Annotated in this window: 23 protein-coding genes and 1 riboswitch; of the genes, 4 read left to right on the top strand and 19 right to left on the bottom strand. The window is 63.9% G+C overall.

Annotated elements, in window-relative coordinates; genetic code table 11:
• Positions 1–29 precede the first annotated feature (29 nt).
• A complete protein-coding gene (locus RBB39_RS20130) occupies positions 30–1364 on the bottom strand; it encodes an aspartate aminotransferase family protein (RefSeq protein ID WP_306169347.1) in 1335 nt (444 codons plus the stop codon).
• 155 nt (positions 1365–1519) lie between these two features.
• Between RBB39_RS20130 and RBB39_RS20125 the strand changes: the two genes are divergently transcribed.
• On the top strand, positions 1520–2485 hold the full coding sequence (locus RBB39_RS20125; protein WP_306169346.1) for a MurR/RpiR family transcriptional regulator: 966 nt from the start codon (positions 1520–1522) through the stop codon (positions 2483–2485).
• A 144-nt stretch (positions 2486–2629) separates the two neighbouring features.
• Here the strand turns inward: RBB39_RS20125 and RBB39_RS20120 are convergent, their stop codons facing one another.
• Positions 2630–3607, bottom strand: a complete 978-nt coding sequence (locus tag RBB39_RS20120) for an NADPH:quinone reductase (RefSeq protein ID WP_306169345.1) — start codon at positions 3605–3607, stop codon at positions 2630–2632.
• 285 nt (positions 3608–3892) lie between these two features.
• Between RBB39_RS20120 and azu the strand changes: the two genes are divergently transcribed.
• Positions 3893–4387 (top strand): azurin, encoded by a 495-nt coding sequence (azu, locus tag RBB39_RS20115; protein ID WP_306169344.1) that lies wholly within the window; start codon positions 3893–3895, stop codon positions 4385–4387.
• 240 nt (positions 4388–4627) lie between these two features.
• Here the strand turns inward: azu and RBB39_RS20110 are convergent, their stop codons facing one another.
• A complete protein-coding gene (locus RBB39_RS20110; RefSeq protein ID WP_213229602.1) occupies positions 4628–5281 on the bottom strand; it encodes a hypothetical protein in 654 nt (217 codons plus the stop codon).
• Positions 5282–5527: 246 nt separating this feature from the next.
• Here RBB39_RS20110 and RBB39_RS20105 point away from each other — a divergent pair, with 246 nt between their 5' ends.
• Together RBB39_RS20105 and RBB39_RS20100 are read left to right on the top strand one after the other, a co-directional pair.
• Complete coding sequence (locus RBB39_RS20105) at positions 5528–6283, top strand: glycerophosphodiester phosphodiesterase family protein (RefSeq protein ID WP_124803901.1); 756 nt, start codon at positions 5528–5530, stop codon at positions 6281–6283.
• Between the two features lie 176 nt (positions 6284–6459).
• On the top strand, positions 6460–7257 hold the full coding sequence (locus RBB39_RS20100) for an alpha/beta fold hydrolase (RefSeq protein ID WP_306169343.1): 798 nt from the start codon (positions 6460–6462) through the stop codon (positions 7255–7257).
• Between the two features lie 110 nt (positions 7258–7367).
• Here the strand turns inward: RBB39_RS20100 and RBB39_RS20095 are convergent, their stop codons facing one another.
• From RBB39_RS20095 to cobT, 16 genes are all read right to left on the bottom strand, one after another.
• On the bottom strand, positions 7368–7649 hold the full coding sequence (locus tag RBB39_RS20095; protein WP_306169342.1) for a hypothetical protein: 282 nt from the start codon (positions 7647–7649) through the stop codon (positions 7368–7370).
• A 68-nt stretch (positions 7650–7717) separates the two neighbouring features.
• Positions 7718–8488 (bottom strand): hypothetical protein, encoded by a 771-nt coding sequence (locus RBB39_RS20090; RefSeq protein WP_306169341.1) that lies wholly within the window; start codon positions 8486–8488, stop codon positions 7718–7720.
• A 1-nt stretch (position 8489) separates the two neighbouring features.
• Positions 8490–9587, bottom strand: a complete 1098-nt coding sequence (locus RBB39_RS20085) for a hypothetical protein (RefSeq protein WP_306169340.1) — start codon at positions 9585–9587, stop codon at positions 8490–8492.
• Between the two features lie 460 nt (positions 9588–10047).
• Positions 10048–11511 (bottom strand): cobyric acid synthase, encoded by a 1464-nt coding sequence (locus RBB39_RS20080; RefSeq protein WP_306169339.1) that lies wholly within the window; start codon positions 11509–11511, stop codon positions 10048–10050.
• Between the two features lie 12 nt (positions 11512–11523).
• Complete coding sequence (gene cobO / locus RBB39_RS20075; protein ID WP_306169338.1) at positions 11524–12174, bottom strand: cob(I)yrinic acid a,c-diamide adenosyltransferase; 651 nt, start codon at positions 12172–12174, stop codon at positions 11524–11526.
• Complete coding sequence (locus RBB39_RS20070) at positions 12116–13021, bottom strand: ABC transporter ATP-binding protein (protein ID WP_306169337.1); 906 nt, start codon at positions 13019–13021, stop codon at positions 12116–12118. Before RBB39_RS20070 ends, cobO begins: the two co-directional genes overlap by 59 nt.
• A 9-nt stretch (positions 13022–13030) precedes the next feature.
• Entirely contained in the window at positions 13031–14047 is a 1017-nt protein-coding gene (locus tag RBB39_RS20065) for a FecCD family ABC transporter permease (RefSeq protein ID WP_371931884.1), read from the bottom strand.
• A complete protein-coding gene (locus tag RBB39_RS20060; protein WP_306169335.1) occupies positions 14028–14945 on the bottom strand; it encodes a cobalamin-binding protein in 918 nt (305 codons plus the stop codon). The genes RBB39_RS20065 and RBB39_RS20060 overlap by 20 nt, the downstream gene beginning before the upstream one ends.
• Entirely contained in the window at positions 14942–16876 is a 1935-nt protein-coding gene (locus RBB39_RS20055) for a TonB-dependent receptor domain-containing protein (protein ID WP_306169334.1), read from the bottom strand. The genes RBB39_RS20060 and RBB39_RS20055 overlap by 4 nt, the downstream gene beginning before the upstream one ends.
• 151 nt (positions 16877–17027) lie before the next feature.
• A riboswitch (cobalamin riboswitch) is annotated at positions 17028–17294 on the bottom strand.
• A 125-nt stretch (positions 17295–17419) separates the two neighbouring features.
• Entirely contained in the window at positions 17420–17923 is a 504-nt protein-coding gene (locus RBB39_RS20050; protein ID WP_306169333.1) for a bifunctional adenosylcobinamide kinase/adenosylcobinamide-phosphate guanylyltransferase, read from the bottom strand.
• Positions 17875–18513: a histidine phosphatase family protein gene (locus RBB39_RS20045; protein WP_045994588.1), complete on the bottom strand. Its 639-nt coding sequence runs from the start codon at positions 18511–18513 to the stop codon at positions 17875–17877. Before RBB39_RS20045 ends, RBB39_RS20050 begins: the two co-directional genes overlap by 49 nt.
• Complete coding sequence (gene cobS, locus RBB39_RS20040; RefSeq protein WP_371931882.1) at positions 18465–19271, bottom strand: adenosylcobinamide-GDP ribazoletransferase; 807 nt, start codon at positions 19269–19271, stop codon at positions 18465–18467. Before cobS ends, RBB39_RS20045 begins: the two co-directional genes overlap by 49 nt.
• On the bottom strand, positions 19264–19884 hold the full coding sequence (locus RBB39_RS20035) for a bifunctional adenosylcobinamide kinase/adenosylcobinamide-phosphate guanylyltransferase (RefSeq protein WP_306169332.1): 621 nt from the start codon (positions 19882–19884) through the stop codon (positions 19264–19266). The genes cobS and RBB39_RS20035 overlap by 8 nt, the downstream gene beginning before the upstream one ends.
• Positions 19881–21086 (bottom strand): threonine-phosphate decarboxylase CobD, encoded by a 1206-nt coding sequence (gene cobD, locus RBB39_RS20030; RefSeq protein ID WP_306169331.1) that lies wholly within the window; start codon positions 21084–21086, stop codon positions 19881–19883. The genes RBB39_RS20035 and cobD overlap by 4 nt, the downstream gene beginning before the upstream one ends.
• Positions 21083–22063: an adenosylcobinamide-phosphate synthase CbiB gene (gene cbiB / locus RBB39_RS20025; RefSeq protein WP_306169330.1), complete on the bottom strand. Its 981-nt coding sequence runs from the start codon at positions 22061–22063 to the stop codon at positions 21083–21085. The genes cobD and cbiB overlap by 4 nt, the downstream gene beginning before the upstream one ends.
• A gap of 58 nt (positions 22064–22121) precedes the next feature.
• Positions 22122–23156: a nicotinate-nucleotide--dimethylbenzimidazole phosphoribosyltransferase gene (gene cobT / locus RBB39_RS20020; protein ID WP_371931883.1), complete on the bottom strand. Its 1035-nt coding sequence runs from the start codon at positions 23154–23156 to the stop codon at positions 22122–22124.
• Between the last annotated feature and the right edge of the window lie 347 nt (positions 23157–23503).

Raw genomic sequence — 23503 nt, 5'->3', positions numbered from 1 at the left:
TTGCGCGGGCCGAAGCGCCAGGCACGGACTCAATGGCCCATCTGGCCAAGCGCTTGCTGCAAGGCGGCGTCGAGCTTGTCGACGATCTCGTCGAGATGATCTTCCTCGACGATATAGGGCGGTGCCAGCAGCACATGGTCACCACGGCGTCCGTCCAGGGTACCGCCGGCGGGATAGCACATCAGCCCCTGGTCCATGGCGGCGGCCTTGACCGCGGCGTTGAGGCGTCGGTCGGGATCGAAGGGCTCCTTGCTGCCCCGGTCCGCCACCAGCTCGAGTCCCAGAAACAGCCCGCGTCCGCGAATATCGCCGACGTGCGGGTGGTCGCCGAAGCGCTGCTGGAGGCGAGCACGCAGCGCCTCGCCCCTGGCCTGCACCTGCGCAAGCAGGCCGCGTTCCTCCACCGCGCGCTGCACCGCCAGCGCCGCGGCGCAGGCGGTGGCGTGGCCGATATAGGTGTGGCCATGCTGGAAGAAGCCGGTGCCCTCGGCGATGGTGTCGCGGATACGCGCACTGGCCAGGGTGGCGCCGATGGGCTGGTAGCCCCCGCCCAGGCCCTTGGCCACGGTCAGAAGGTCGGGGCTGACGCCTTCCTGCTCGCAGGCAAACAGGCGACCGGTGCGCCCCATGCCGCACATCACCTCATCGAGAATCAGCAGGATGCCGTGACGATCACAGATCTCGCGCACCCGCCGAAAGTATCCGGGCACCGCCGGCACCGCGCCAAGGGTCGCCCCCACCACCGGCTCGGCGACGAAGGCCATGACCCGGCGTGGCCCCAGCCGCTCGATGGTGTCCTCGAGTTCCACCGCGAGTCGCTCGCCGTAGGCTTCGGCGCTTTCGTCCGAGCGCTGGCCGCGGTAGGCGTAACAGGGGCTGACTTGGGTGGTGTCGGCCAACAGCGGTTCGAAGGGACGCCGACGCCAGGCGTTTCCGCCGGTGGCCAGCGCCCCAAGAGTATTGCCGTGGTAGCTCTGGCGCCGGGCGATGACCTGGGTGCGCTCTGGCTGGCCGATCTCGAGAAAGTACTGGCGCGCCATCTTCAGCGCCGCTTCCACCGCTTCGGAACCGCCGGAGACGAAGTACACGCTGCCGATGCCCTGGGGCGCGCGATCGACCAGGAAGTCGGCCAGCGCCTCCATCGGCTCCGAGGTAAAGAAGCTTGAATGGGCGTAGGCCATGCGCTTGACCTGTTCGCTGATCGCCGCCTGCACCTCGGGATCGCTATGCCCCAGGCAGGACACCGCCGCGCCGCCACAGGCATCGAGGTAGCGCTTGCCTGCGGCATCGATCAGATAGGGCCCATCGCCTGCCACCGCGGTGGGATAGGACGCCTTGAGGTGGCGGTGAAAGACGCGGCTCATGAAACCTCCAGCGGGTAGATACGACATCGTATAGATGCAAATATTAAATGCATTCTATTTGTACACAATGCATATTTGCAAATTGTGCCTACGCCTCACCGGACAGACGCCCGCCAAGCTGGCACACTGGCCCGCTCGTCATTCAAGGAGACGCCATGCCCTCTCGCGACTCGAAGCCCGCCACCAAGCCACCGACCGAGCGGAGCGCTCAGGACCGCCCAGTTCGCCTCGGCGAATCGAGCACCCTCGGCGACCTGAAGGAACTGGCGGCGCAGATCCAGGCCGGTGACGGCGACGTTCGCCTGGGCAAACGATCGTTGCGGGTGCTGATGGCGCTGCTGGAGTCGCCGCAGGCAAGTGCGGTGGCCTCGATCAGCGAGCTGGCCGGGCGGCTCGAGGTGAACCCCTCGACCTTGACCCGGCTGGCCCAGCGCCTGGGCTTCGACGGCTTCGGCGAGCTGCAGGCGGTGTTTCGGCGGGAGCTGGCCGATGGCGGCGAGCACTTCTACAGCGACCTGGCCTCGAGGCTGTCGACCGATCGCGACCAGGGCCAGGGTGTCGCCCGGTTGGCCCGGCTCGGACGCCAGGAGAGCGCCAACTTCGCCGGCCTGCTCGAGCGACTCGACGCCGATGACTACGACCGGGTGGTCGAGCTGCTGGCCCTCGCCCGTCGGGTCAGGGTCCACGGGCAACGCCAGTTTGCGTCGCTGGCGCAGTTCATGGCCTATGGGCTTGGCATGCTGCGTGCCGATACCGGGGAGCTGGATGCGGGACACCAGGGGGTGGCCGATGCCCTGGCGCAACTGGATGAAGGGGACCTGCTGGTGGTGATCAGCTGCTTTCCCTACACCACCAGCGTGCTGGAAACCGCTCGGGTGGCGGCGCGGGCGGGGATTCGGGTGGTCGCCCTGACCGACAGCGAGTCGTCTCCGCTTGCCCGGGTCGCCGAATACCGTTTCCTGGTGCCTACCGACAGCCTGTTCTTCTCCAACGCCATGGGCGCCTTCTTCCTGCTGGCCCAGGGCCTGCTGACCGAGGTGGCCGATCGCCTGGGTGACGAGGGGCTGGCCGCCCTCAAGCGGCGCGAGAGGATGATTCGCGAGCTGGGGGCGTCGCTGTAGCGCCAAGGCAGAACCAACGACGAGCAGGGCAGCCGGTACGCAAGCTACTCCGCCGTCAGGCCGACGCCTCCCTGAAATGCAAGCGGGCCCGCTCTGTCCGGAGGACAGGTTCGATCAGGAAGACAGGGATCGGCGATCGATCGCTCAGGGCAGCAGCACGGTAGACCCGGTGGTCTTGCGTGACGCCAGGGCGTCCTGGGCCTTGCCGGCCTCCGCCAGGGCGAAGCGCTGGGCCACGTCGATCTTCACCTTGCCGCTCTCGATCATGTCGAACAGCTCGTCGGCCATGTCCTGCAGCCGCTCCGGGCTGTCGGCGTAGCCGTTGAGACTCGGCCTGGTGACGTAGAGCGCGCCCTTCTGGTTGAGGATGCCGATGTTGACCCCCTCGACCGGTCCGGAGGCGTTGCCGAAGCTGACCATCAGGCCGCGCGGCTTCAGGCAGTCCAGCGAGGTCTCCCAGGTGTCCTTGCCGACGCTGTCGTAGACCACGTCGACCATCTCGCCACCGGTCAGCTCGCGCACCCTCTCGACCACGTCTTCCTTGGTGTAGTCGATGGTCGCCCAGGCGCCGTTGCGCTTGGCAAGCTCTGCCTTCTCGACGGAGCTGACCGTGCCGATCAGCTTGACGCCCAGGGCCTTGGCCCACTGACAGGCAATCGACCCCACCCCACCGGCGGCGGCGTGGAACAGGATGGTCTCGCCACCCTGCAGCGGGTAGGTCTGACGCAGCAGGTACTGCACCGTCAGCCCCTTGAGCATGGCCCCCGCTGCGGTCTCGCAACTGATCCCCTCGGGCAGCGCCACCACCTTGTCCGCCGGCAGGGTGTGCAGTTCGGCGTAGGCGCCCAGGGGCCCCTGGGCGTAGGCCACGCGGTCGCCTACCTGCAGATGATCGACCCCATCGCCCACGGCGTCGACCACGCCAGCGCCTTCGGTTCCCAGGCCCGACGGCAGGGACGGCGCCGGATACAGACCGGTGCGGAAGTAGATATCGATGAAGTTGAGGCCCACCGCCTCATTGGCGACGCGTACCTCGCCGGGGCCCGGCTCGGCCGCCGGTGTATCGACGAGTTCCAGCACCTCGGAATCGCCGGTGCGTGCGAATTGAATCCGCTTGGCCATGAAAGGCTTCCTTACGCTGCTAACGGGTATGTACGCCCAGTCAAGCGCTCTGCTCGACCTCGGTCAAGTCCAAACTGGATTTGCCGTCGGCACAGCCGTGGCCACGGGATCACTGTCGGCGCTTGACAGCTCCATTGATGTCTACGAGACTCATCAACTGTATACAGTTAACATATAAACATGGATACATCTTGTGTGGTGCACCGCGCTTCCCTTTGCTGAACGCCGTGAACGGTCGTGGCAAACCCTGCACCCACCTTATCCAGCAACGAAAAGGATGCTGTCATGAAACATGCCCTGCTTTCCTCCGCCTCCATCCTCGCGATCACCGCCGTGCCGCTGTTCTCTGCCGTGGCGGTAGCGGATGACGGCGCCGCGGACAACGTCGCCGAAGAGTGCCGGCTGACCATCGATTCCACTGACCAGATGCAGTACGACAAGAGCGAGCTGAGCGTACCCGCCAGCTGCGAGACCGTCAGTCTGACGTTGACCCACTCAGGCTCCATGGCGAAAGACGTGATGGGACACAACTGGGTGCTGGCCCCTACCGACGCCTATCAGGAGATCGCCTCCGCCGGCATGCAGGCGGGACTCGACAGCAACTACCTGCCCGAGGACGACCGCATCCTGGCCGCTACCGACATCATCGGCGGCGGCGAATCCACCAGCATCACCTTCGACACCGAAGGACTCGCCGACCAGGATCTGACCTTCTTCTGCTCCTTCCCCGGCCACTCCTCGATGATGAAGGGATCGTTCAGCCTCACCAGCGAAGGCTAGACAACTGCACGGATCGACGGGCATCGATCCCTGACGGCGTGACCCGGGCCACCTCCGTTCTTGCTGCCCGCGAGCGGATCAACAACCACCTCGGCCCGGCAAGCGCCGACCCTTTGCCCAACGACGAAGCCCCGGCCCTCGCCTCCAAAAGAGGTAAGGGCCGGGGCTTCGTTGTTCTACCACTTCTACTAGTTCATAGCGTCCACGGGAAGGACCCAACAGGTGCCCTTCCGTCGCTGATCACAACGTCCGCGGGAAGGACTCCAGGCCTCTGACGAAGCGGTTCTTGTAATCCTCAAAGAGCGCCTTGTCCTGCTTGAAGTTGGCCACCACCGAGGCTTCGTCCACGGTCAGGGTACGCGGCAGATTGTCGAGGCTGGTGGCCGTATGCTTTGGCCCCAGACCGATCTGCAGCTCGCCCGGGCCCTTGATCCAGCGCTGGATACCGGCGGCGCTAAACTCGGCCTTCTGGGCATCACTGACCACGTCCACCCGCAGCGGCGCCCGCAGCGCCAGTTCCGCCACCAGACGAAGGGCGGGATTCAGCTTGCCCTTGCCGGCCGGCTTTTGCGCCTCGCCCTGGCTCTCGCTTTCCGCGCTGGTCTTGTTGCCGCCGTCGACCGCACTTTCGGCGTCAGGATCCAGCGACGTCAACTGGGCCACATTCATGCTGGTACCGGCTTCGTCGCTGACCAGCAGGGCCAGCGCGATGGGACGGGACTGATCGTCCACCAGAGCGAGAAGCCGGGCGGCTTCCTGCTTGAACAGCACCCCGATGACGCCGGCGAAGGTGACCAGGGGGGCGATACCCGCCTGATGACCGTAGGCTTCCGCACAAAGGCGTGCCAGGCAGGCTTCCCGCTGCTGGGGCTCGTTGATTTTGACGACCTTCATCACTGACCTCTAATTGCTGGCGCCGACCGGCGCTGACCCACTTGTCGAAACCGGCGAGACTAGCATATTCCAGGCAGCGACACCGCCCTCGGCGTACCGCTGCGACAGACGGGGTGTTCATGTCGTCGCCGTTCGGTCATCTTTGTGGCCCAACATGGAGGCGTGCAGCCTCTGGCTAGCAGGACGGTCATGTCCGATGATGACGAAAGCCGGTGCCATGTTGTGACGCCAAGCCAAGGAGAGCCCATGACGACATCTCGCACGCCTCTTATCGACCTGCCCCGCCTGATGGCGCATCGCGGCCTGTCGGCCCATGCACCGGAAAATACCCTGAGCGCCGTCCAGCTTGCCTGGGAAGCCGGTATCACCTGGGTCGAGCTCGATGTGCAATTGCTGGGTGATGGCACCCCGGTAATCTGGCACGACCCCGGCATGCGGCGCTGCTCCAACGGGCGCGGCAAGTTAAGCAAGCTGCGTCTGGAACAGGCCAGAGAATACGACGTCGGCGCCTGGTACGCCGAGCGCTTTCGCGGTGAGCGCATGGCGACACTCGACGACATGCTCAATCTGATCGATCGACGCGGTATGGCGGTCAACCTGGAACTCAAGGTGACCCGGGGACGCGACCCCGAAGCGTTGGCCGAATCGGTGATCCCGCGTCTGCTGGAAGCGCTGCCGTTCGAACGTCGACTGGTGTCTTCCTTCAGCCCGGCCGCCCTCGATCACGCGCGAAGCATCGCATCGCCCAGCCAGCTCGCCCTGGGCGTCCTGGTCGACAAGATCGGCAAGAACTGGCGGCACGACATGGAAGCGGTGCAGGCCTACAGTCTGCACTGCGACTGGAAGAAACTGAAGGAAGAGCGGGCTCGGGAGGTTACCCAGAGCGGCACACCGCTGCTGTGCTATACCGCCAATGATCCGGTGGCCTTCGCCAAGTACTGGAAATGGGGCGTGACCACCGTCATTTCCGATGACCCCGAACGCTTTGCCGACAAGACGTAACTTGCCAAGGCGTATCCTTGAAGCGGCTCTGACACTGGCATGGCCCTGTATTACAAGCGACCTGTCTTAAAAGCAACCTGTCCTGAAAGCAACCTGTCCAAACCTAGCGCTTGCTTGGCAGGCCAGCGGCCACTCGCTAGAGTGGGCTTGATATGTTGCTGCCAGCGAGCCACTTCATGCCCCAGGTATCTGACCTTCAGGTGTCACTTCACGACACAGACCGGCAATCGCTGTTTGTTCGTCGATGGCGTCCCGAGCCTGATACCCAGGGCGCGCCCATCGTGTTGCTACATGACTCGCTGGGCTGCGTTGAGCTGTGGCGCGACTTCCCCGAAGCCCTGTGCCAGACCACCGGCCGCGAAGTGATCGCCTACGATCGACTGGGCTTCGGCCAATCCACGCGCCACCCAGACCGACTGACCCACACCTTTATCGCCGACGAAGCGCACCAGGGCTTTGCCGCGCTTCATCACGCGTTAAAGCTCGAGGGTTTCGTTGTTCTGGGCCATAGCGTGGGCGGCTGCATGGCTGCCGGTATCGCTGCCCACTTCGACAATTGCCAGGCGCTGATTACTCTGGCGGCCCAGGCCTTTGTGGAAGAACGCACGCTTTCGGGCATACGCCAGGCCCGCAATACGTTCGCCCTGCCTGGCCAGATCGAGCGCCTGAAGAAGTACCATGGCGACAAGGCCCGCTGGGTGCTCGACGCCTGGGTAAAGACCTGGTTGGACCCCGAGTTTCGGGGCTGGACCCTGGATGACACCCTTAGATGGGTCCGGTGTCCTGCACTGGCACTGCACGGTGACCAGGACGAATACGGCTCGCCACAGCAGCCCGAACGCTACGCGCAACTACCTCAAGGGCCGTCACGGATGGTATTGCTGGAGGGATGTGGCCACGTGCCCCATCGCGAGCAAGCAGACACTGTGCTCGGACTCATCAGGGCGTTTCTTGAGGGGGTCTGGTCCTCATGAAGTATCGAAAAGCCCCAATGTTGAATAGGCGGTTTCGGACTAATTAACAGTCTACGCCTCTAACTGTCAAACTCTTGAGGCATGAAATCCAGGTTGATTTATTCATCCATTTACCTATCTTCGATTAGACAAACTTCTTTTCTGATACTTTCCTCCGGTATTTTCGCCATCCTATACAACAATTCAGGATCGCTCATATCAATGTCCTGCTTTACTGTACACACATAAACAACGGCATCTTCTTCGTTTCCTGAAGAGATCCGAAAAATGGTATCATTCAGCATCCAACTTCCATCGACAAGAGATATATAGTACTCTGTTTCGTAATACCCACCATCCATAAAGGCAGTGGTAATTACAAAGCCAGCTTCATCCCCCTGGATATCCACCACATGAAACCCACCGTCTGGTTGAGAAAAATCCTTCGATGCAAGACTAGGAACGTAGCTACCGTTGATGTCTAAAAAATCAGCAACTCATCCCCTTGATGGGGTTTGCTGCTCACGACTTTATCCAAACAATTATCGTTGTTTACATCAATATCTGTTATAAAATATCTTTCATTCTCTTCATAGAATGAAAACTCATTTTTTGTGGGGTTAACTTTTTCACACAGTTCTTCATCCGAGTATGACGCAACCTGATAAGAACCGTTCTGCTGATCCCAATAGGTAAAGAAACTAGACTTTTCAAAGTTATTAACAATGACCACCTCCCTATCACAAACACTTCCGCTACTTAGATAGGACAAAATACCGTCGCCTACTTCGGTTTTTATCACCGTTTTCCGCTCTTCATTTCTATACACTTCGGTTCTATAGACAACATATGGATCGGCGTTGTCTCTGTCGCCATTAAAAATCAAAAGAAACGGAATTTTGTAACCACCTGGGCCATCAGCCACCGAACCGATATTCTGCAGGATCACAGCATAATCTTCGTCACCGTCATCCGTGAAGTCACCACGAATAAAGTAGGGGCAGCTAACGCTATTCTCTCGTTGCGCTGCGACACTCAAATAGGTGAGCAGCTCAGAATCAAATTCATTCCTCTCTACTACAGACCATCTCTCTGTATTATTTGTTAAATATTGCTCTACTTCTCGCGGCATGTCACAGTGAATGCCACGGACAGCAGCCGGTTCATCATTGTCGTCTTTTATTCCAGATTCATTGCAACCAGCAAGAGACAGAAGGCAACAAAGCGTGAATAACTGCATAAAGTCGCGCATATCATTCACATCTCAACGCATTTATAAAATCGACGGAAACTTCTTCAAATCTCACTTTTCCAAAATCTGATTGCGACCACGTACATGTCGGGATTTCAGCATTGTGATTTGCCTTATCGAAATAACTCTCCCGATATTCGGTTAGATACAATTCATTATCTTCAATTGTAAATGTCATCACTGAAGAAACAACCACAGTGTAATCTGTACACGTGTACTGAGTGATGACGATATTCCTGTCATTCTGAAAAATCCTGTCAAAACCTTCTGCAACGCAGGTATTGTGCGCTGGGAAGACCATATTTTCATTTATTAACCAACTAATCAGTCCGTCCTCGCCCCCCTTGAAAACCTCTATCGCCAAACCAAAGTAATCACGCTCGTATGTATCGGAGTACTCATCGTTTCGATAAACATTGATTTTATCTTCTACCCCATCCCTATTGATATCGAAGGAATAACTCTGCACAACATGTCTATCCGTATTTTTTTCTCCTGGAGTGAAAGCTTCATACATCTTCCTTTCCTCTCCGGACACTGGTTCTACAGGTATCTTGTCGAACCACACCTCGGAAAGAAGCAGATTTTGACCATTCTCCAACACCACTCGAATTGACTCGTCAAACTCCTGAATTCTATACGACCCATTCCGAATTTCGTCCTGCTTTTTCACAAAGTCATCAAAGCTGTATGTATGCATTCCCAAATCAACGAAGTTTCCATCATCCTCAAACTGAATCAATTGAAATGTTGGGAACTCCTCCGTAAACGTCGGAAACATCAACACGTGACTTTGATCCTTTTTAAAAAGGTATGTACTCTCCATTGCTGGCTCGACTCTCCCATCCATCGCAACAGTTCTCCATTTGTCATCATTGACAATGAGAAGTGAGCGTTCAGATTCCTTGAAGAAGACAATAGAAATCGGGAAAGATGTGCCCGCAACCTCATAAATGACCAGTTCATCATTTGAGCGCTGCGTAATATCAGTGGCCACCAAAGAAAACCTTTCTTCCCTGCTTTCATTTTCCACCGCTGTCGCGCAGGAGGTAAAAACCATCAGCAAAAATGCAAATGCTATACAGGATGTACTTTTCATTCAGAGGCCCTCGGGTAGCTATCAAAGGATAGCTTCTTTTCGGCAATTGAATACCCGAGTCCATGGATCCAAAAAGTCACGTCACCAGGCGACGTTTTTCTCATAGCTCATCATTTTATGGCTTACCATCATCGTGACGGCAGTACTGGGCGAGTTCCCCAAGAAGGCACCACGCATGTCCAGGAAAGGCGAGATTGCTATAGAGCGATGGGTGCACCGCCATCGCAGAATATCATCACGCGACGTCGTCACTCAGTATTGCCGGCCCAAATGGGCCGGGAAGAAACTGAGCGACAAACGCCAGGGCCCAGCGGACATCAGGTGCAGGCCCAGCCTTCAGAGCCCCTTCCTGTAGAGATAAGCGATCAGATATCCAGGAGACAGCTTGCAGAGCCAAGGGCCCGCTGCAGGCGTCGATGAATGCCTGAAGAAGGCGGCGCGGGCGGCCGCCCCACATTCTTCAGCCAACCAGCCTCAGTATGGCTTCCACGTCCAGATGCTGCTCGATGGCGTCGCCCAGACGGTCGAGTTGATGTTCGCGGTGGGCGTCGAGGTCCACCCGGCGGGTGTCCTCGGCCGGCAGCCCGAGGCGGGCGAGCAATGCTTCGCAGGCGTCGGGGCCGTCGAACAGCCCGTGCAGGTAGGTGCCCATGATCTGGCCATCCTGGCTGACGGCACCTTCGTCTCGTCCTTCGAGACGCATCAATGGCCGTGAAAGCGCCTCTCCCCGGCTGACGCCTTGATGAATCTCGTAGCCGTGGATGCTGCAGCAGCCGTCGGCGGTGTCGATGCGCCCGCTGACGCGTTTAAGGCGCTTGTCGGGGCGCATGGTGGTGGACATGGCAAGCCAACCGAGCCCTTCGACGCCGCCGGGCTCGCCCTCGATGCCGTCAGGATCGTCGATCCATTCCCCCAGCATCTGAAAACCGCCGCAGACACCCAGCACCCGCCCGCCGTAACGCAGATGGCGCCGGATACGCTCATCCCACCCTTGGCTGCGCAGCCAGGCCAGGTCCGCCCGAGTGTTCTTGCTGCCCGGCAACAGGATGACGTCGGCATCGGGCATCGGCTGGTCGGGGCCGACCAGGCTCAGGCTGACGCGAGGATGCAGGCGTAGCGGATCGAGGTCGGTGTGGTTGCTGATGCGCGGCAGGGCCGGCACCACCACCTTGAGCATGTCGCCCCCTGCGTGATCAAGCCGCTGCTCCAGCGACAGGCTGTCCTCTGCGTCGAGCCACAGCCCCTGCAGGTAAGGGAGCACGCCGAGCACCGGCCTGGCCTCGCGCTCGGCCAGCCACTCGAGCCCCGGCTCCAGCAGCCCGATATCGCCGCGAAAGCGGTTGATCACAAAGCCCTTGATCCGCGCGTTTTCGGACGCGCTGACCAGCGCCAAGGTGCCGCATAGCTGGGCAAAGACGCCGCCTCTGTCGATATCACCGACCAGCAGCACCGGGCAGTCCACCGCCTCGGCAAAGCCCATGTTGACGATGTCACCTTCGCGTAGATTGACCTCCGCAGGGCTGCCCGCCCCTTCGGCGATGATCACATCAAAGCGCTTGGACAGCCGGCGATGGCAGTCCACCACCGTCTGTCGAGCGGTGGTCTTGTAGGCGTGGTAGTCCAACGCGGCCATGCTGCCGTGGACCCGCCCGGCCAGGATGACCTGGGCGCCCTTGTCGCTTTCGGGCTTCAACAGCACAGGGTTCATGTCGCTGTGCGGCGCTACGCGGGCAGCCTGGGCCTGCAGCGCGGTGGAGCGACCGATCTCGCCGCCATCCACGGTGACGGCACTGTTCAGCGCCATGTTCTGGGGCTTGAACGGGGCTACGCTGAACCCGCGCCGTGCCAGCACCCGGCACAGTCCGGCGACCACCGTGGACTTTCCGGCATCCGAGGTGGTGCCCTGGATCATCAGCGTTGCCATGCTAGCGCTCCCTTACAGCTCGATACCCTTCTGGGCCTTGATGCCTTGATCCTTGAAGGCGTGCTTGACCACCTTCATCTCGGTGACCGTATCGGCCAGTTCGATCAGCGCCTGGGGCGCGTGGCGCCCGGTCACCACCACGTGCTGCATCGCCGGTCTGGCCTGCAGGTCGTCCAGCACCCGGTCGAGATCCAGGTAACCGTAGCGCAGGGCGATACTCAGCTCATCGAGCAGTACCAGCGCGATATCGGGATCCTGAAGCAACTCGCGGGCCTTGTCCCAGGCGGCTTCGGCGGCGGCGACATCGCGCTCCCGGTCCTGGGTGTCCCAGGTGTAGCCCTCGCCCATGACGTGGAACGCCACCCCCGGCTGGCGGCGATAAAAAGCCTCCTCCCCGGTGGAAAAGGCGCCCTTGATGAACTGCACCACGCCCACCTTCATGTCGTGGCCCAGCGCCCGGGCCAGCATGCCGAAGCCGGATGAACTCTTGCCCTTGCCGGGGCCTGTCAGCACCAGCAGCACGCCCTGTTCCTTGTCGGCACTGGCGATACGCGCGGCCATGATCCGCTGCTTGGCGGCCATGCGCCGGGCGTGGCGCTCGGGATCAACGTTCTTCGGAGTCTGTGTCGTGGGGGATGGCGTCGTAGGGGACGTGTGCGTCATGGGAAACTTCCTTGGTGGGGCGCGGCGGGTTAAGCGACGAGGCCACCCGCGGCATGAAGACGGCGGCGCCATCGACCTCGGCGACGCTCAACGGCTGGTCGTAGAGCCGCTCGAGGGCCGACGTCACCAGCATATCGTCGCGTGGTCCCCAGCAGGCCGCGCCATCGGGATACAAAAGCAGCAGGTGGTCGCACCAGCGCGCCGCCAGATTGAGATCGTGCAGGCACATCACCACGGCGGCACCCTGGCTTGCCTGTTCGTCGAGCAGCGCCATGGCCGCCACCTGATGATGCAGGTCGAGGTGGTTGGTGGGTTCATCCACCAGCCAGATCTGCGGCGCCTGAGTCAGTACCGTGGCCAGGCTGACCCGCTGACGTTCACCGCCGGACAGGGTCGCCAGCGGCCTGTGAGCCAGATGAGCGATATCGAGGCGTTCAAGCGCGCCCAGGGCGCGTTGGACGTCGTCCTCGCTTTCGTTCTGCCAGGCCCGGAGGAAGGGATGTCGGCCGATCAGCGTGGTCTCCATCACGCTGGCCGGAAACTCGTCATGGCGCTCCTGGAACACCACGCCCAGACGCTGGGCAACGGCGCGCCGGCGCCAGTCAGACAAAGGCCGGCCATCAAGCCTCAAGCGCCCATGACGCGGCGCCCTGAGCCCGGCAAGGGTATGCAAAAGCGTGCTCTTGCCGGCGCCGTTGGGCCCGAGAATGCCCCAGCGACTGCCGGGCTCGATGGAAAACGACAGCGGCTGACCGTCCGCCCTGCCGGGCACGTCGATCACCAGCGCTTCGCAGGACAGCGAACAAACTGGCAGCGCCTGGTCGGTGGATGCGGGTCTGACAGCCATGAGCGCCCCCTATCCCTTGCCGTGGCTGCGATGCAGCAGGTAGAGAAAGCTCGGCACCCCGATCAACGCGGTGATCACCCCTACCGGCAACTGCTGGGGAGCGATCAGGGTTCGCGCCAGGGTATCGGCCAGGGTCAGCAGGCAGCCGCCGGCCAGCAGCGAGGCGGGCAGGATCAGACGCTGGTCGGCCCCCAGGCGAAGGCGCAGCATATGCGGCACCATCAGGCCGACGAACCCCACCGATCCGGCGGTGGTCACCGCGGTGGCGGTGGCCAGGCTCGCCGCCAGATACAGTCCCCATTCCAGCGGGCGCACCGCCACGCCCAGCGCCAGCGCCTGCTGGCCGCCGCGGGCAAGCACGTTGAGGGTCCGCCCCAGTGGCACCAGCACCAGCGCCGACAGCGCGGCGATCACCAGTACCGGCCAGGGGCTGCGGGCGTAGGCCATGTCGCCCATCAGCCAGTAGAGCATGCCCGGCAGCTCTTCTACCGGGCTTACCGCCAGCAGGAAGGTGATGATCGCGCCCCAGCCGGAGGCCATGACGACCCCTGTGAGCAGCAGGCGCGCCGGCGACCAGCTGCCGCTGCCATGGGCCAGGCCAAATACCACCAGGATCGACACCAGCGCACCGGCAAAGGCCGAGGCCGAGACCAGCGCCGCGCCAAGGCCAGCCAGCATGGCACACAGCGCCGCCACCGAGGCCCCGCCGGAGAGCCCGAGCACATAGGGGTCGGCCAATGGATTGCGCAGCAGTACCTGCATCAAGGCGCCGGCCAGGGCCAGCAAGGCCCCGGTACCGAAGGCGGCCAGCGCACGGGGCAGGCGCAGCTCCCACACCAGGGTCTGGTGGAGGGGGCTGCCCTGCCCGGTCAGCGTCAGCCACAGCTCCATCGGTGACAGCGCGACGCTGCCCACCGACACGGCCAGCACCACCGACACCACACCGAGCAGAGCCAGCAGGCCCAGCGGACGACGTCGCCGGCTGGGCCGCCAGGTAGCGCTGGAGTCAGCGGCGCTCACGGGCAGAGTCCAGATGTTGGCACAGGGTTCGGGTGCCCTCGACCAGGCGCGGCGTCGCACGCTGCACCAGGTCGGGGTTGATGAAGTAGAGGTTGTCGCGGGCCACCGCGGTCATCTGCGGCCACTGGCGCCAGGCATCGAGCCAGGTGGAGTCCGCCTTGCCCATGCCGCCGGTGATGATGACTTCCGGGTCCGCGGCCAGCACCGCCTCCCGCGACAGTCGAGGCACCAGCGGCGCCTCGTCGGCGAATAGATTGGCGCCGCCACAAAGTGACAGCGCCCGACTGATCCAGTGCTCACCGTTGACGGTCATCAGCGGCTGCTCCCATACCTGATAGAAGACCTCGACCGGTGCTGCGTCAACGTAGCGTTCGCCGAGGGCCGCCACCGATTCTCGCAGCTCCCGGGCCGCGGTGTCGCCGGTATCCGCCGAACCGGCCAGGCGACCGAACCGCTCAAGCGTCGTGGCGATCTGCTCGAAGTTGGCCGCGTCCGAGCGGAACACCGGCAGCCCGAGTTCATCCAGGCGTTCGACCTGCTGTCCAGGATTACCGCCGGCCCAGGCCACCACCAGGTCGGGGTCAAGCGCCAACAGCGACTCGAGGTCGAGTCGATCGTAGCTGCCCACCTGGGGCAGCGAGCGCGCGGCCTCGGGATAGTCGCTGAAGCTGACTACCCCCACCACCCGCTCGCCGGCCCCCGCCGCGAACAGCATCTCGGTGACGCTGGGCGACAGCGCCACGATACGCTCTGCCGGCGCCGCCAGGCATAGCTCCCGCTCGGTGTCATCGACAACACAGATGTCGCCGTCCCCGTCGGGCGAAGAGAACGCCATGGCGGCACTGGTCAGCGCCGACAGCACCAGGCCGATGCTGGCCGAGACAAGCGAGCGGTGGATGATCACAGGTTGAAGCCGACGCTCAGGTAGGCGGCACGTCCGGGGTTTTCGTAGTCCCAGCCACCTTGAAAGGCAGACGCACGCGAGGTGGCGTACTCGCGATCGAAGACGTTCTCGAGCGTCAGGTTGGCCTTCCAGTCCGGCGCAAAGGCCCAGCCGGCGCGCAGGTCCAGGGTGCCGTAGCCGGCCAGACGCTCGTCGTTGTCGACGTCATTGTAGCGGTGGTCCTGGGCGACGAAGGAGGCCCCCAGATTCCAGTCACCCAGCTGGCGATCGGCGTCCAGGCGCAGGGTCTGGCTGGCGCGGCGAATCAGCTGCTTGCCGGTGTCACGGTCTTCCGGGTCGGTATAGGCGACGCTGGCGGCCAGGGTCCACTGGTCGAGCTCAAGCCCGGTGGCAAGCTCGACCCCACGAATACGCGCCTCGTCGACATTGAAGGGGGCAAAGCGGCTGCCCCTCAACTCATTGGCGATCAGGTCGTCGACGTTGGTCTGGTAGAGCGCCAGATCCCAGTAGAGCCGCTGGTACTGACCACGCAGTCCAAGCTCCCAGGTCTCGGACTCCTCGGGGTCAAGATCGCTGTTGCCAAAGCCGGGAAAGTACAGCTCGTTGAAGGTCGGGGCGCGGAAGGCGGTACCGTAGCTGGCACGCAGGGTGTGCTGATCGTCGAGGGCGTAGCCCAGCGCCAGGTGGCCGGTGACCTCTTCATCGTAGGCCTCGTTGTCGTCGTGGCGCAGGCCCGCCTGCAACGAGAACGGATGGAAGTCCATCAGTGCCTGGGCAAACACCGCCACGTTGTCGCGGCTGGTCTCTTCGTAATCGGTGGTGCTGTCGACCTTGTCTTCCAGATACTCGGCACCGGCGATCAGCTCGTGGGCACCGAGTTGCAGGGTATTGTCCCAGCGAACGGTATGGGTCTCGGTGTCGAACTCGGTGGTGCTTCCAGGCCCAAAGTCGTTGGGCTCGGAGTGGTCCTCCAGCTCATCGCGGGCCTCGCTCAGGGTAAGACGCGACGACCAGATATCGGTCACCGGCACCTCGGCGTAGACACCCGCCACCTGCTGCACATAGTCGGAGTCGCCGCCTTCGTACTCGGTGTTGCCGCGGGCGCGCAGTCCCAGCAGCCCGAGGTTGGCGCCGTTGTCGAAGGTGTGGGACAGACTCACCAGACCCGAGGTGTTGTCGTAGGCCTTGTCCTCGCCACCGTCGCGAATCTCGGTGCCGTCGCTGTCCAGGCGGGTGGCGCTGAACTGGTAGGAGGTGCCGCCCTCGCGGCCCGACAGACTGGCTGAGGCCCGCTGGGTATTGAAGGAGCCGGTACCGAGCTGCACGCTGGGCGTCGGTCCCTGTTCATCGGGCTTGTCGGTGAACAGCTGAACCACCCCGCCCACCGCGTCGGCGCCGTAGAGCGCACCGCGGGGACCGCGTACCACCTCGATACGCTCGAACATGCGCGGCTCCAGGTACTGCCAGGCAGGCCCGCCATTGGTGGCGGAGCGCAGGCGGATACCGTCGATCATCATCACCGAGGCGGTGCTGCCGGTACCACGGATATAGACGCTCGCCTGCTTGCCGAAGCCACCGTTGGTGGAAATATCCACACCGGGCTGGCCACGCAGGGCGTCGGTAATGCTGACCGGATCGCGGCGCCTTAGCGCCTCTTCATCGATGACGCTGACCGAGGACAGCGATTGACTGGCGGTACGCGGCGAAAGCGTCGCCGACACCACCAGCGGGTCGAGTTCGGTGGCGGGCTCGATAGAGGCCTGTTCGACGGAGGACGGCTCGGCGGTCGTCACGTCGGAGGAAGCGGATTGCTGGGCACTGGCCTGGCTCACCAGTAACCAGGGGGCAGCGGCAAGGCCGACACACAGACGCAGGCCGCGGGCGCGGCAGGCAACAGAAAGGCGAGCAGGGGCGAACAAAGCAGACGACATGGTGTATCCCTTGATACCGTGCGCACCCGCACGGCGTAGACCCTCGAAGGCCGAGGAGCGAACAGGGGACACAGAACGCTGGACAGGACACCCGGGAGCGTCAAGAACACCAAACTGACAGGCAAGCGCTGCGCGTCGGGACCCCACCGCCCCTTGGCATGGCTCTTCAGGCCGGTCTCCGGGCTGACGAGATGAACCATCGAAGCGTTTCGATGGTTCGGCGCGTTCGCCTTCCCGTGACTGGCTGAGCGGGACACAGGGTCCGGTCGCATCAGGGGTCAAGGACCCTGTCACAGTGGCGTGGTGAGCGCGCTTAACTCGATCACCGTTGCGGGGGCAGCGTCGGATTGGCACCGACTTCCCGTTTCACCCCTCGTGTCTACTTCTGGCCACGGCGTCTTGCGTCAGAAAGGACTGACGCCGTGGTCATGCTGGCACGTTTCGGGGCACCTGAGAGTGCGCGTAAGCTAGCAATCGGCACAGCGGGCGTCAACGAAAAGCGCCGTTCGGCTTATTCGATGGGGGCCATGCCGGCTCGTCCGCTCAGTCCGCTCGGCCCGCTGCGGCAGCCTCCTTCCCATCGAGCCGCATGGTCAGGCCATGGCGTACATAGTGTGCCTGGCTTGCCAGGCGCACCGCGTCCTGGGACAGCCAGCCCATCAGATCACGCAGGCGGCGCTGGGCCGGGTCCACCGGGACGATGCCGCGCCCCACTTCTTCCAGCACTAGCACGCGCCGTCCCGGCGAACTGGCCCAGCCGGCAAAGACCTCGCGCCAGCGCCGGCCCAGCCGGTCATCGTCGGCGCTTGCCGACTCGTTCTCACGTTCGTTCTCAAGTTCGGCCTCGAGCCAGGCAAGCCAGCCGCTGATGACGACGGTGTCGCCATCGTCGATGGCGGGACCAGCGCCAGCACCGGGGCTGGGACCGACGCCAGCACCGGGCACCCGTCTCATCATCTCGTCGGCGTCACGCCAACGTGCCTCGGGGTAGCGCTCGGCTACCCGCTGACGCTTGCCTGACGCGGTACCGCCGATGAAGACGTGCATGTGATGCCCTCTGCCTGTCGAATGAGTGTCCAGCGCCGACCGGCGGCCTGACCGACGACGCCCTCCCAGAACGGCACGCCCTCGAACTCTCGGCGCAGCTCGCGGATCACCCCGCCGTGGGTGACCACCAGCACGCGCCGATGGCCGGCCTCGACGGCGGCATCGAAGATGGCGCCAAGGGCCAACGCCAGCCGGTCACGCAGGTCCTGGGCGGATTCACCACCGGGAGGCGCCAGCTCACCGGCGCTGTCGATCCACTCCCGGTAGACCGGATCGTCCTTGAGCTCTTCCCAGTTGCGCCCCTCGAACTCGCCAAAGTCGTTCTCGCGCAGGCGTTGGTCCAGGCGAGGCTCCGGCCAGCCGCGTCCCTCGGCGATATGGGCCAGGGTCTGGCGGCAGCGGGTCAGGTCGCTCGACACCACAGCGTCGAAGCGCTCCCCTTCCAGTTCCAGGCGCAACCGATCCATATCGGCCAGGGCGTCGGGCATCAACAGCTCGATATCGCGCTGGCCCTGATAGCGCTTGTCCAGGTTCCACTGGGTCAGCCCGTGGCGAACCACCACCAGCTCAAGACACACATCAGAAGCCATAGTTCTCCTCCCTCGATGGCACTGCCCAGCATATCGCCGTTGATGCCGTGAAAGGCTCGGATCATCCCCCGGGCGAAGACCCAGGTAAAGCCCCCGCTGGCGAGCAGAAGTCCCACCAGCCCGGCTACGTTCGTCCCGCCCGGCTCCAGCAGCAGTCCCGCGGAAACCACCACCAGAAGAGGAACCAGGGCAAGCACCAGGTCGCGCCAGCCAAGGCCCTGCTGCCAGCTATGGGCGAGTCCCTCGGGCCGAGCAGCGGGCACGCCGATCAGCAGCGCCACCGCGCTGGCTCTGGCCAGGGCGGGTACCACGACCAGCCACAGCAGAGCCCCATCGGTCGTGAGCCACCACCACAACAGGACCGCCTTCCAGGACAGCAGGAACACCAGCGTCAGCACGCCAAAACTGCCGACCTGCGGGTCCTTCATGATCTGCCAGCGGCGCTCGAGCGGCGCATTGCTGCCCAGCGCATCGGCCAGGTCCATCACGCCGTCCAGATGCAGCCCACCGGATAGCGCCACCCACAGCGTCAGCAGCACCAGTGTCTGGATCGACGTGGGCAGCGCTGAGGTCAGCGCGGCGGCCACGGCCAGCAGCACGCCGATCAAGAGCCCCACCAGCGGGTAGCAACGCGCCGCCCAGCGGCGGTTGGCGCCGTTCCAGTCGATCATCACCGGCAACGGTATCCGGGTCAGAAACTGGATCGCCAGCCCCAGCCCGGCCAGCACCGGCAGCACTCGCGGCCTTTGATCACTCACGCGATTCTCCTCTACCCAGCCTGTTGCCCGCCCCTGCCTTCACGTCAGCGGGACGTTCCCCCGCCGGCTTCCACTCGATGCTCTGCCCCGCGACCACCTCCACCACCCGATCGGCGCACCGCGCCAACAGCAGGTGCAGACGCTGGAGCTCGCTCAGGTACCAGCGCACCAGGGCGTCCTTCGGCGGCAATTCCTCGTTGAGGTCGTTGGATACGACCACCAGCGCGATATCACGTCGGCGAGCGTCCCCGAGCAGCGCTGCTAGTTGGTTAAAGGCGTCTCTCGCCGCAGCGCGCCGGGCGTCACGCTCAAGGCCGTCGGCAAACAGGCGCTGACTCGACCACAGCGTCAGGCAATCCAGCAGCACGGTGTCGCCTGTGCCCACCTGACGCCAGGCGGCCAACAGGTCCTGCGGTGCCTCCAGCGTATGCCAGCGGCTGTCACGCCTGGCCTGGTGGCGCGCCACCCGCGTGGCCATCTCGCCCTCCTCCGCCATGGCGGTCGCCAGGTACCAGAGCTTCCTCTGGAGCTTGTCGGCGTAAAGCGCCAGCGCCGCCTGTTCGGCCACGTGACTCTTGCCCGAACGCACGCCACCGCTGACAAAGGCGATCATCGCTGCTCTCCTCGAGACTGGGCGTCGCCCTGCTGCGACAAGGAATCGAGCCCGTCGCCGAACCAGTCGCCAAGCCATCTCAGCAGACGATCATTGTCGGCGCGGAGTTGCAGCGCCACGCGAATCCAGGCGCCGTCCAACCCACTGAAGGTGTGGGTGTGGCGAGCCAGACAGCCATGACGGGCCAGATACGTTAACAAGGCTTCGCCATTGGCCTGCGACGGCTGGCCCGGCGGCCTGAAAAGCACGTAATTGGCCTGGGAGTCCACCACCGTCAGGCCCAGATCGCGCAGGCCTGCCGTCAGGTAGGCGCGCTCGGAGTGAAGCCAGTCGCGCGTGCGACACGCAAAGTCGCCATCGGCCAGCAGCTCGGGCACTACGGCGGCAGCCAGGCCGTTGACGCTCCAGGCCACCTGGTGGTGTTGCAGCGCCCGACAGCGCTGCGGGGACGCCACCAGATAGCCAAGCCGCAGCCCCGCCAGGGCGTAAAACTTGGTCAGCGAGCGCAATAGCACCAGCGGCTCGCCCTGTTCAACCAGATCGGTGAGCGGGGCTTCGTCGTCGGCAAAGTCGACGAAGGCTTCGTCGATGACCACCAGGGTGTCGCTGCGCCTGGCCGCCGCCACCAGCGCTTCCACGTCACTTCTGGGAAGGCGCGTGCCGGTGGGATTGTTGGGGCGACACACAAACACCAGATCGACAGCGGCAAGGCGCGCCGAGAGCGCCTCGACGTCCAGCCGGAAGTCATCTCCGCTGAGCTGCAAACGCTCGATCTCGATGTCGTTGAGGCGGCATGCCCGGGCGTACTCGCCGAAGGTCGGCTCGATGATCAAGGCGCGGGCGCGACGATAGGCCCGGGCCACCAGGTGGATCGCCTCGGCGCCGCCATTGGTCAACACCAACGACGGTGGCGCTATCCCCAGAGACGCCGCCAGGGCCGCCACGGCATCCCGGTGTTCGGGGTCAGGATAGTGACGCACCTCGTTCATGGCGCGGGCGAGCCAATCAGCAAGCCAGGCCGGCGGGCCCAGCGGATTGAGGCTCGCGCTCACATCCATGGTCGGTGCCACCGATGGCAGGCCAAGTCTGTCGAGCAGCGCCGTGCCCTGGCCGCCGTGATCAGGCCAGCAAGAGCCTTGGCCCTGCGTTGGCGTCTGGCTCGCGCTTGTGTCGCTCAGATGCTGATTGTGGGTCGATGTCATCGCACGGCCTCCAGCACCAGGATGATCAAGGCCAGCAGTGTCAGCACGCCCGCCGTGCCGGCGTAGAGACAGCGAATCGCGGCGTCGATGTGACGCGCCTTTAACGTCTCGGTGGGCGAGCCCAGCCGCGCCCGGTCGCTGATCTGATCGCCGTAGCGGTTTACCCCGCCCAGCTCGACGCCGAGCAGATTGGCCACCATGGCCTCCGGCCAGCCGGCGTTGGGACTGGGGTGAGCCGGTGCCTGCCGGCATGTCGCCGACCAGGCGCCGCGCCTATGCAGCCCCGGAACCACCGCAGCAAAACACCACATGGCCCACGCCGTCAGCCGAGCCGGCAGCAGGTTGACCAGATCGTCGAAGCGAGCCGAGGCCCAGCCAAACTCGCGGTAGCGATCACTGCGATGGCCGACCATGGAATCCAGAGTATTGGCTGCCTTGTAGGCCAAGGCCAGGGGCGCACCGCCGAGCAGGGCCCAGAACAGCGGCGCGGTGATGCCATCGACGGTATTTTCGGCCACGCTCTCGACGCAGGCTCGGCTCACCCCTGCCTCGTCAAGCGCCCGGGTATCGCGCCCGACGATGGCCGAGACCGCACGCCGCGCCTGATACAGATCGCCCCTTGCCAGCGGTGAGGCCACCGCACGGGCGGCCTGCACCAGACCCCGGCAGGCAAGGCAGGTCCACAACAGCACGCCCTCCACCACCAGCGCCAGCCAGGGCGAGACGACACCGGCAAGGCCAATCGCCAGGTAGGCCAGCGCCCATACAAGCCCCACGACCACCAGCGTGAGCACCACGCCCTTGGCTCGACGCGCCTGCGGCCTGCCACGGTTGAGCCGCGCTTCCAGGGCGCCGATCAGTCGGCCCATGCCGACCACCGGATGCGGCAACCAGAGTGGATCCCCCAGCCACAGGTCCAGCACCAGGGCGGCGAGCGCCAACGCCAGCAACTCAGGGCTCAGTGGCGGCAGCGTCATGGGAACCACCAGCCCTTGGCCGCGCTGTCGTCATCTACTCTCACGACGTCTGCTCGCCTCATGCCGACGGGCCACCCTCGACCCCGGCGTCGGCGAAGGTCGCCATCTCGCTGAGCATGGCGCAGGCACTGGCGAGCAGCGGATAGGCCAGGGCCGCACCGCTGCCTTCACCAAGGCGCAGGCCAAGCGACAACAGCGGCTCACCACCGAGTGCGGCCAGCGCCTCACCGTGACCGGCCTCATCGCTGCGATGGCTAAACACCAGGTAGTCGCGCACGCCAGGCGCCAGCCGGGTGGCGGCCAGGGCCGCCACTGTGGCGATAAAGCCGTCCACCAGCACCGGCGTGCGGCCCGCTGCAGCGGCCAGGCAGGCCCCCGCCATGGCGGCGATCTCGAGACCGCCCAGACGCGCCAGGGTATCGAGGGCGGTATCGCCAGTGCCCCGGGCCAGCGCTCTGGCAATGACCTTGCGCTTGTGGGCCAGGCGGGCGTCGTCGATACCGGTGCCGCGCCCCACCACCGCCTCGACGGAAAGACCGGTAAAGGCGGCCAGCAGAGCGCTGCTGGCGGTGGTGTTGGCGATGCCCATCTCCCCCAGGATGACACAGCGGGCCCCTGCGGCGCGGGCGCGCTCGACGGCACGAGTGCCGACCTCAAGCGCCGCTTCTACTTCGTCGGGACTCATGGCGTCCTCGCAGGAGATATTGCCGCTGCCCGCGCGCACCCGATCGAGCACCACGCCCGGCACCTGGTCGCTGGGCGTGGCTACGCCCACGTCGACGACTTCGAGCCGGGCGTTGATCTGGCGGGCGAACACGTTGATGGCGGCGCCCCCCTGGGCGAAGTTGGCGACCATCTGAGCGGTGACCGAAGGCGGAAAGGCCGACACGCCTTCCGCGGCCACTCCGTGGTCGGCGGCAAATACGATGATGGCCGCAGGGTCGACCCGGGGTAACGGCTCGCCGGTCATCGCCGCCAGATCAGCTGCCAGCTTCTCGAGTCGCCCCAGGCTGCCGGGGGGCTTGGTCAGGCTATCGAGACGAGCACAGGCCAGGCGGCGGGCCTCAAGGTCCAGCGAAGGAATGCGGCCAATATTGGTGGAAAGAGTTGAAGCAAGGGGCGAGTCGAGGGGCGAGTCAAGCGTCGAGGCGGGGGTAGAAGACGAGAACGAGGGCTGGTCACGCACGGCGATATCCTGATGGCACAAACGCCGCCCGGGCGGCGAATAAGAAAAAGACCGCCCGAGCCTTCCGACACGCGAACAGGCGGGCAACAAGCCGCCGAGCTTAGCAGATCACCGAAAGGCGATCTTCCCTCGGAAACGGATCCGAGATCGAGCGTCTATGCTGCAGGTCGTGCTGCGGGTCGCCTTGCCTCATTCAAACCCCGGTCGAGCCCCGTTCTAGGCCACCGCATTCATCATGATTCGCCAGGACGACC

The sequence above is a fragment of the Halomonas sp. MMSF_3323 genome (assembly GCF_030733595.1).
GTDB lineage: Bacteria > Pseudomonadota > Gammaproteobacteria > Pseudomonadales > Halomonadaceae > Halomonas > Halomonas litopenaei.
This window is presented reverse-complemented; position numbering and strand designations above follow the sequence as displayed.

Coding starts and splice junctions, on each gene's coding strand:
- RBB39_RS20100 (WP_306169343.1), top strand. CDS start 6,460: ATGCCCCAGGTATCTGACCTTCAGGTGTCACTTCACGACACAGACCGG.
- cbiB (WP_306169330.1), bottom strand. CDS start 22,063: ATGACGCTGCCGCCACTGAGCCCTGAGTTGCTGGCGTTGGCGCTCGCC.
- RBB39_RS20055 (WP_306169334.1), bottom strand. CDS start 16,876: ATGTCGTCTGCTTTGTTCGCCCCTGCTCGCCTTTCTGTTGCCTGCCGC.
- azu (WP_306169344.1), top strand. CDS start 3,893: ATGAAACATGCCCTGCTTTCCTCCGCCTCCATCCTCGCGATCACCGCC.
- RBB39_RS20085 (WP_306169340.1), bottom strand. CDS start 9,587: ATGAAAAGTACATCCTGTATAGCATTTGCATTTTTGCTGATGGTTTTT.
- RBB39_RS20110 (WP_213229602.1), bottom strand. CDS start 5,281: ATGAAGGTCGTCAAAATCAACGAGCCCCAGCAGCGGGAAGCCTGCCTG.
- RBB39_RS20050 (WP_306169333.1), bottom strand. CDS start 17,923: ATGCACGTCTTCATCGGCGGTACCGCGTCAGGCAAGCGTCAGCGGGTA.
- cobD (WP_306169331.1), bottom strand. CDS start 21,086: ATGACATCGACCCACAATCAGCATCTGAGCGACACAAGCGCGAGCCAG.
- RBB39_RS20070 (WP_306169337.1), bottom strand. CDS start 13,021: ATGGCTGTCAGACCCGCATCCACCGACCAGGCGCTGCCAGTTTGTTCG.
- RBB39_RS20090 (WP_306169341.1), bottom strand. CDS start 8,488: ATGCGCGACTTTATGCAGTTATTCACGCTTTGTTGCCTTCTGTCTCTT.
- RBB39_RS20035 (WP_306169332.1), bottom strand. CDS start 19,884: ATGATCGCCTTTGTCAGCGGTGGCGTGCGTTCGGGCAAGAGTCACGTG.
- RBB39_RS20125 (WP_306169346.1), top strand. CDS start 1,520: ATGCCCTCTCGCGACTCGAAGCCCGCCACCAAGCCACCGACCGAGCGG.
- RBB39_RS20130 (WP_306169347.1), bottom strand. CDS start 1,364: ATGAGCCGCGTCTTTCACCGCCACCTCAAGGCGTCCTATCCCACCGCG.
- RBB39_RS20105 (WP_124803901.1), top strand. CDS start 5,528: ATGACGACATCTCGCACGCCTCTTATCGACCTGCCCCGCCTGATGGCG.
- RBB39_RS20120 (WP_306169345.1), bottom strand. CDS start 3,607: ATGGCCAAGCGGATTCAATTCGCACGCACCGGCGATTCCGAGGTGCTG.
- RBB39_RS20045 (WP_045994588.1), bottom strand. CDS start 18,513: ATGGCTTCTGATGTGTGTCTTGAGCTGGTGGTGGTTCGCCACGGGCTG.
- cobO (WP_306169338.1), bottom strand. CDS start 12,174: ATGACGCACACGTCCCCTACGACGCCATCCCCCACGACACAGACTCCG.
- RBB39_RS20080 (WP_306169339.1), bottom strand. CDS start 11,511: ATGGCAACGCTGATGATCCAGGGCACCACCTCGGATGCCGGAAAGTCC.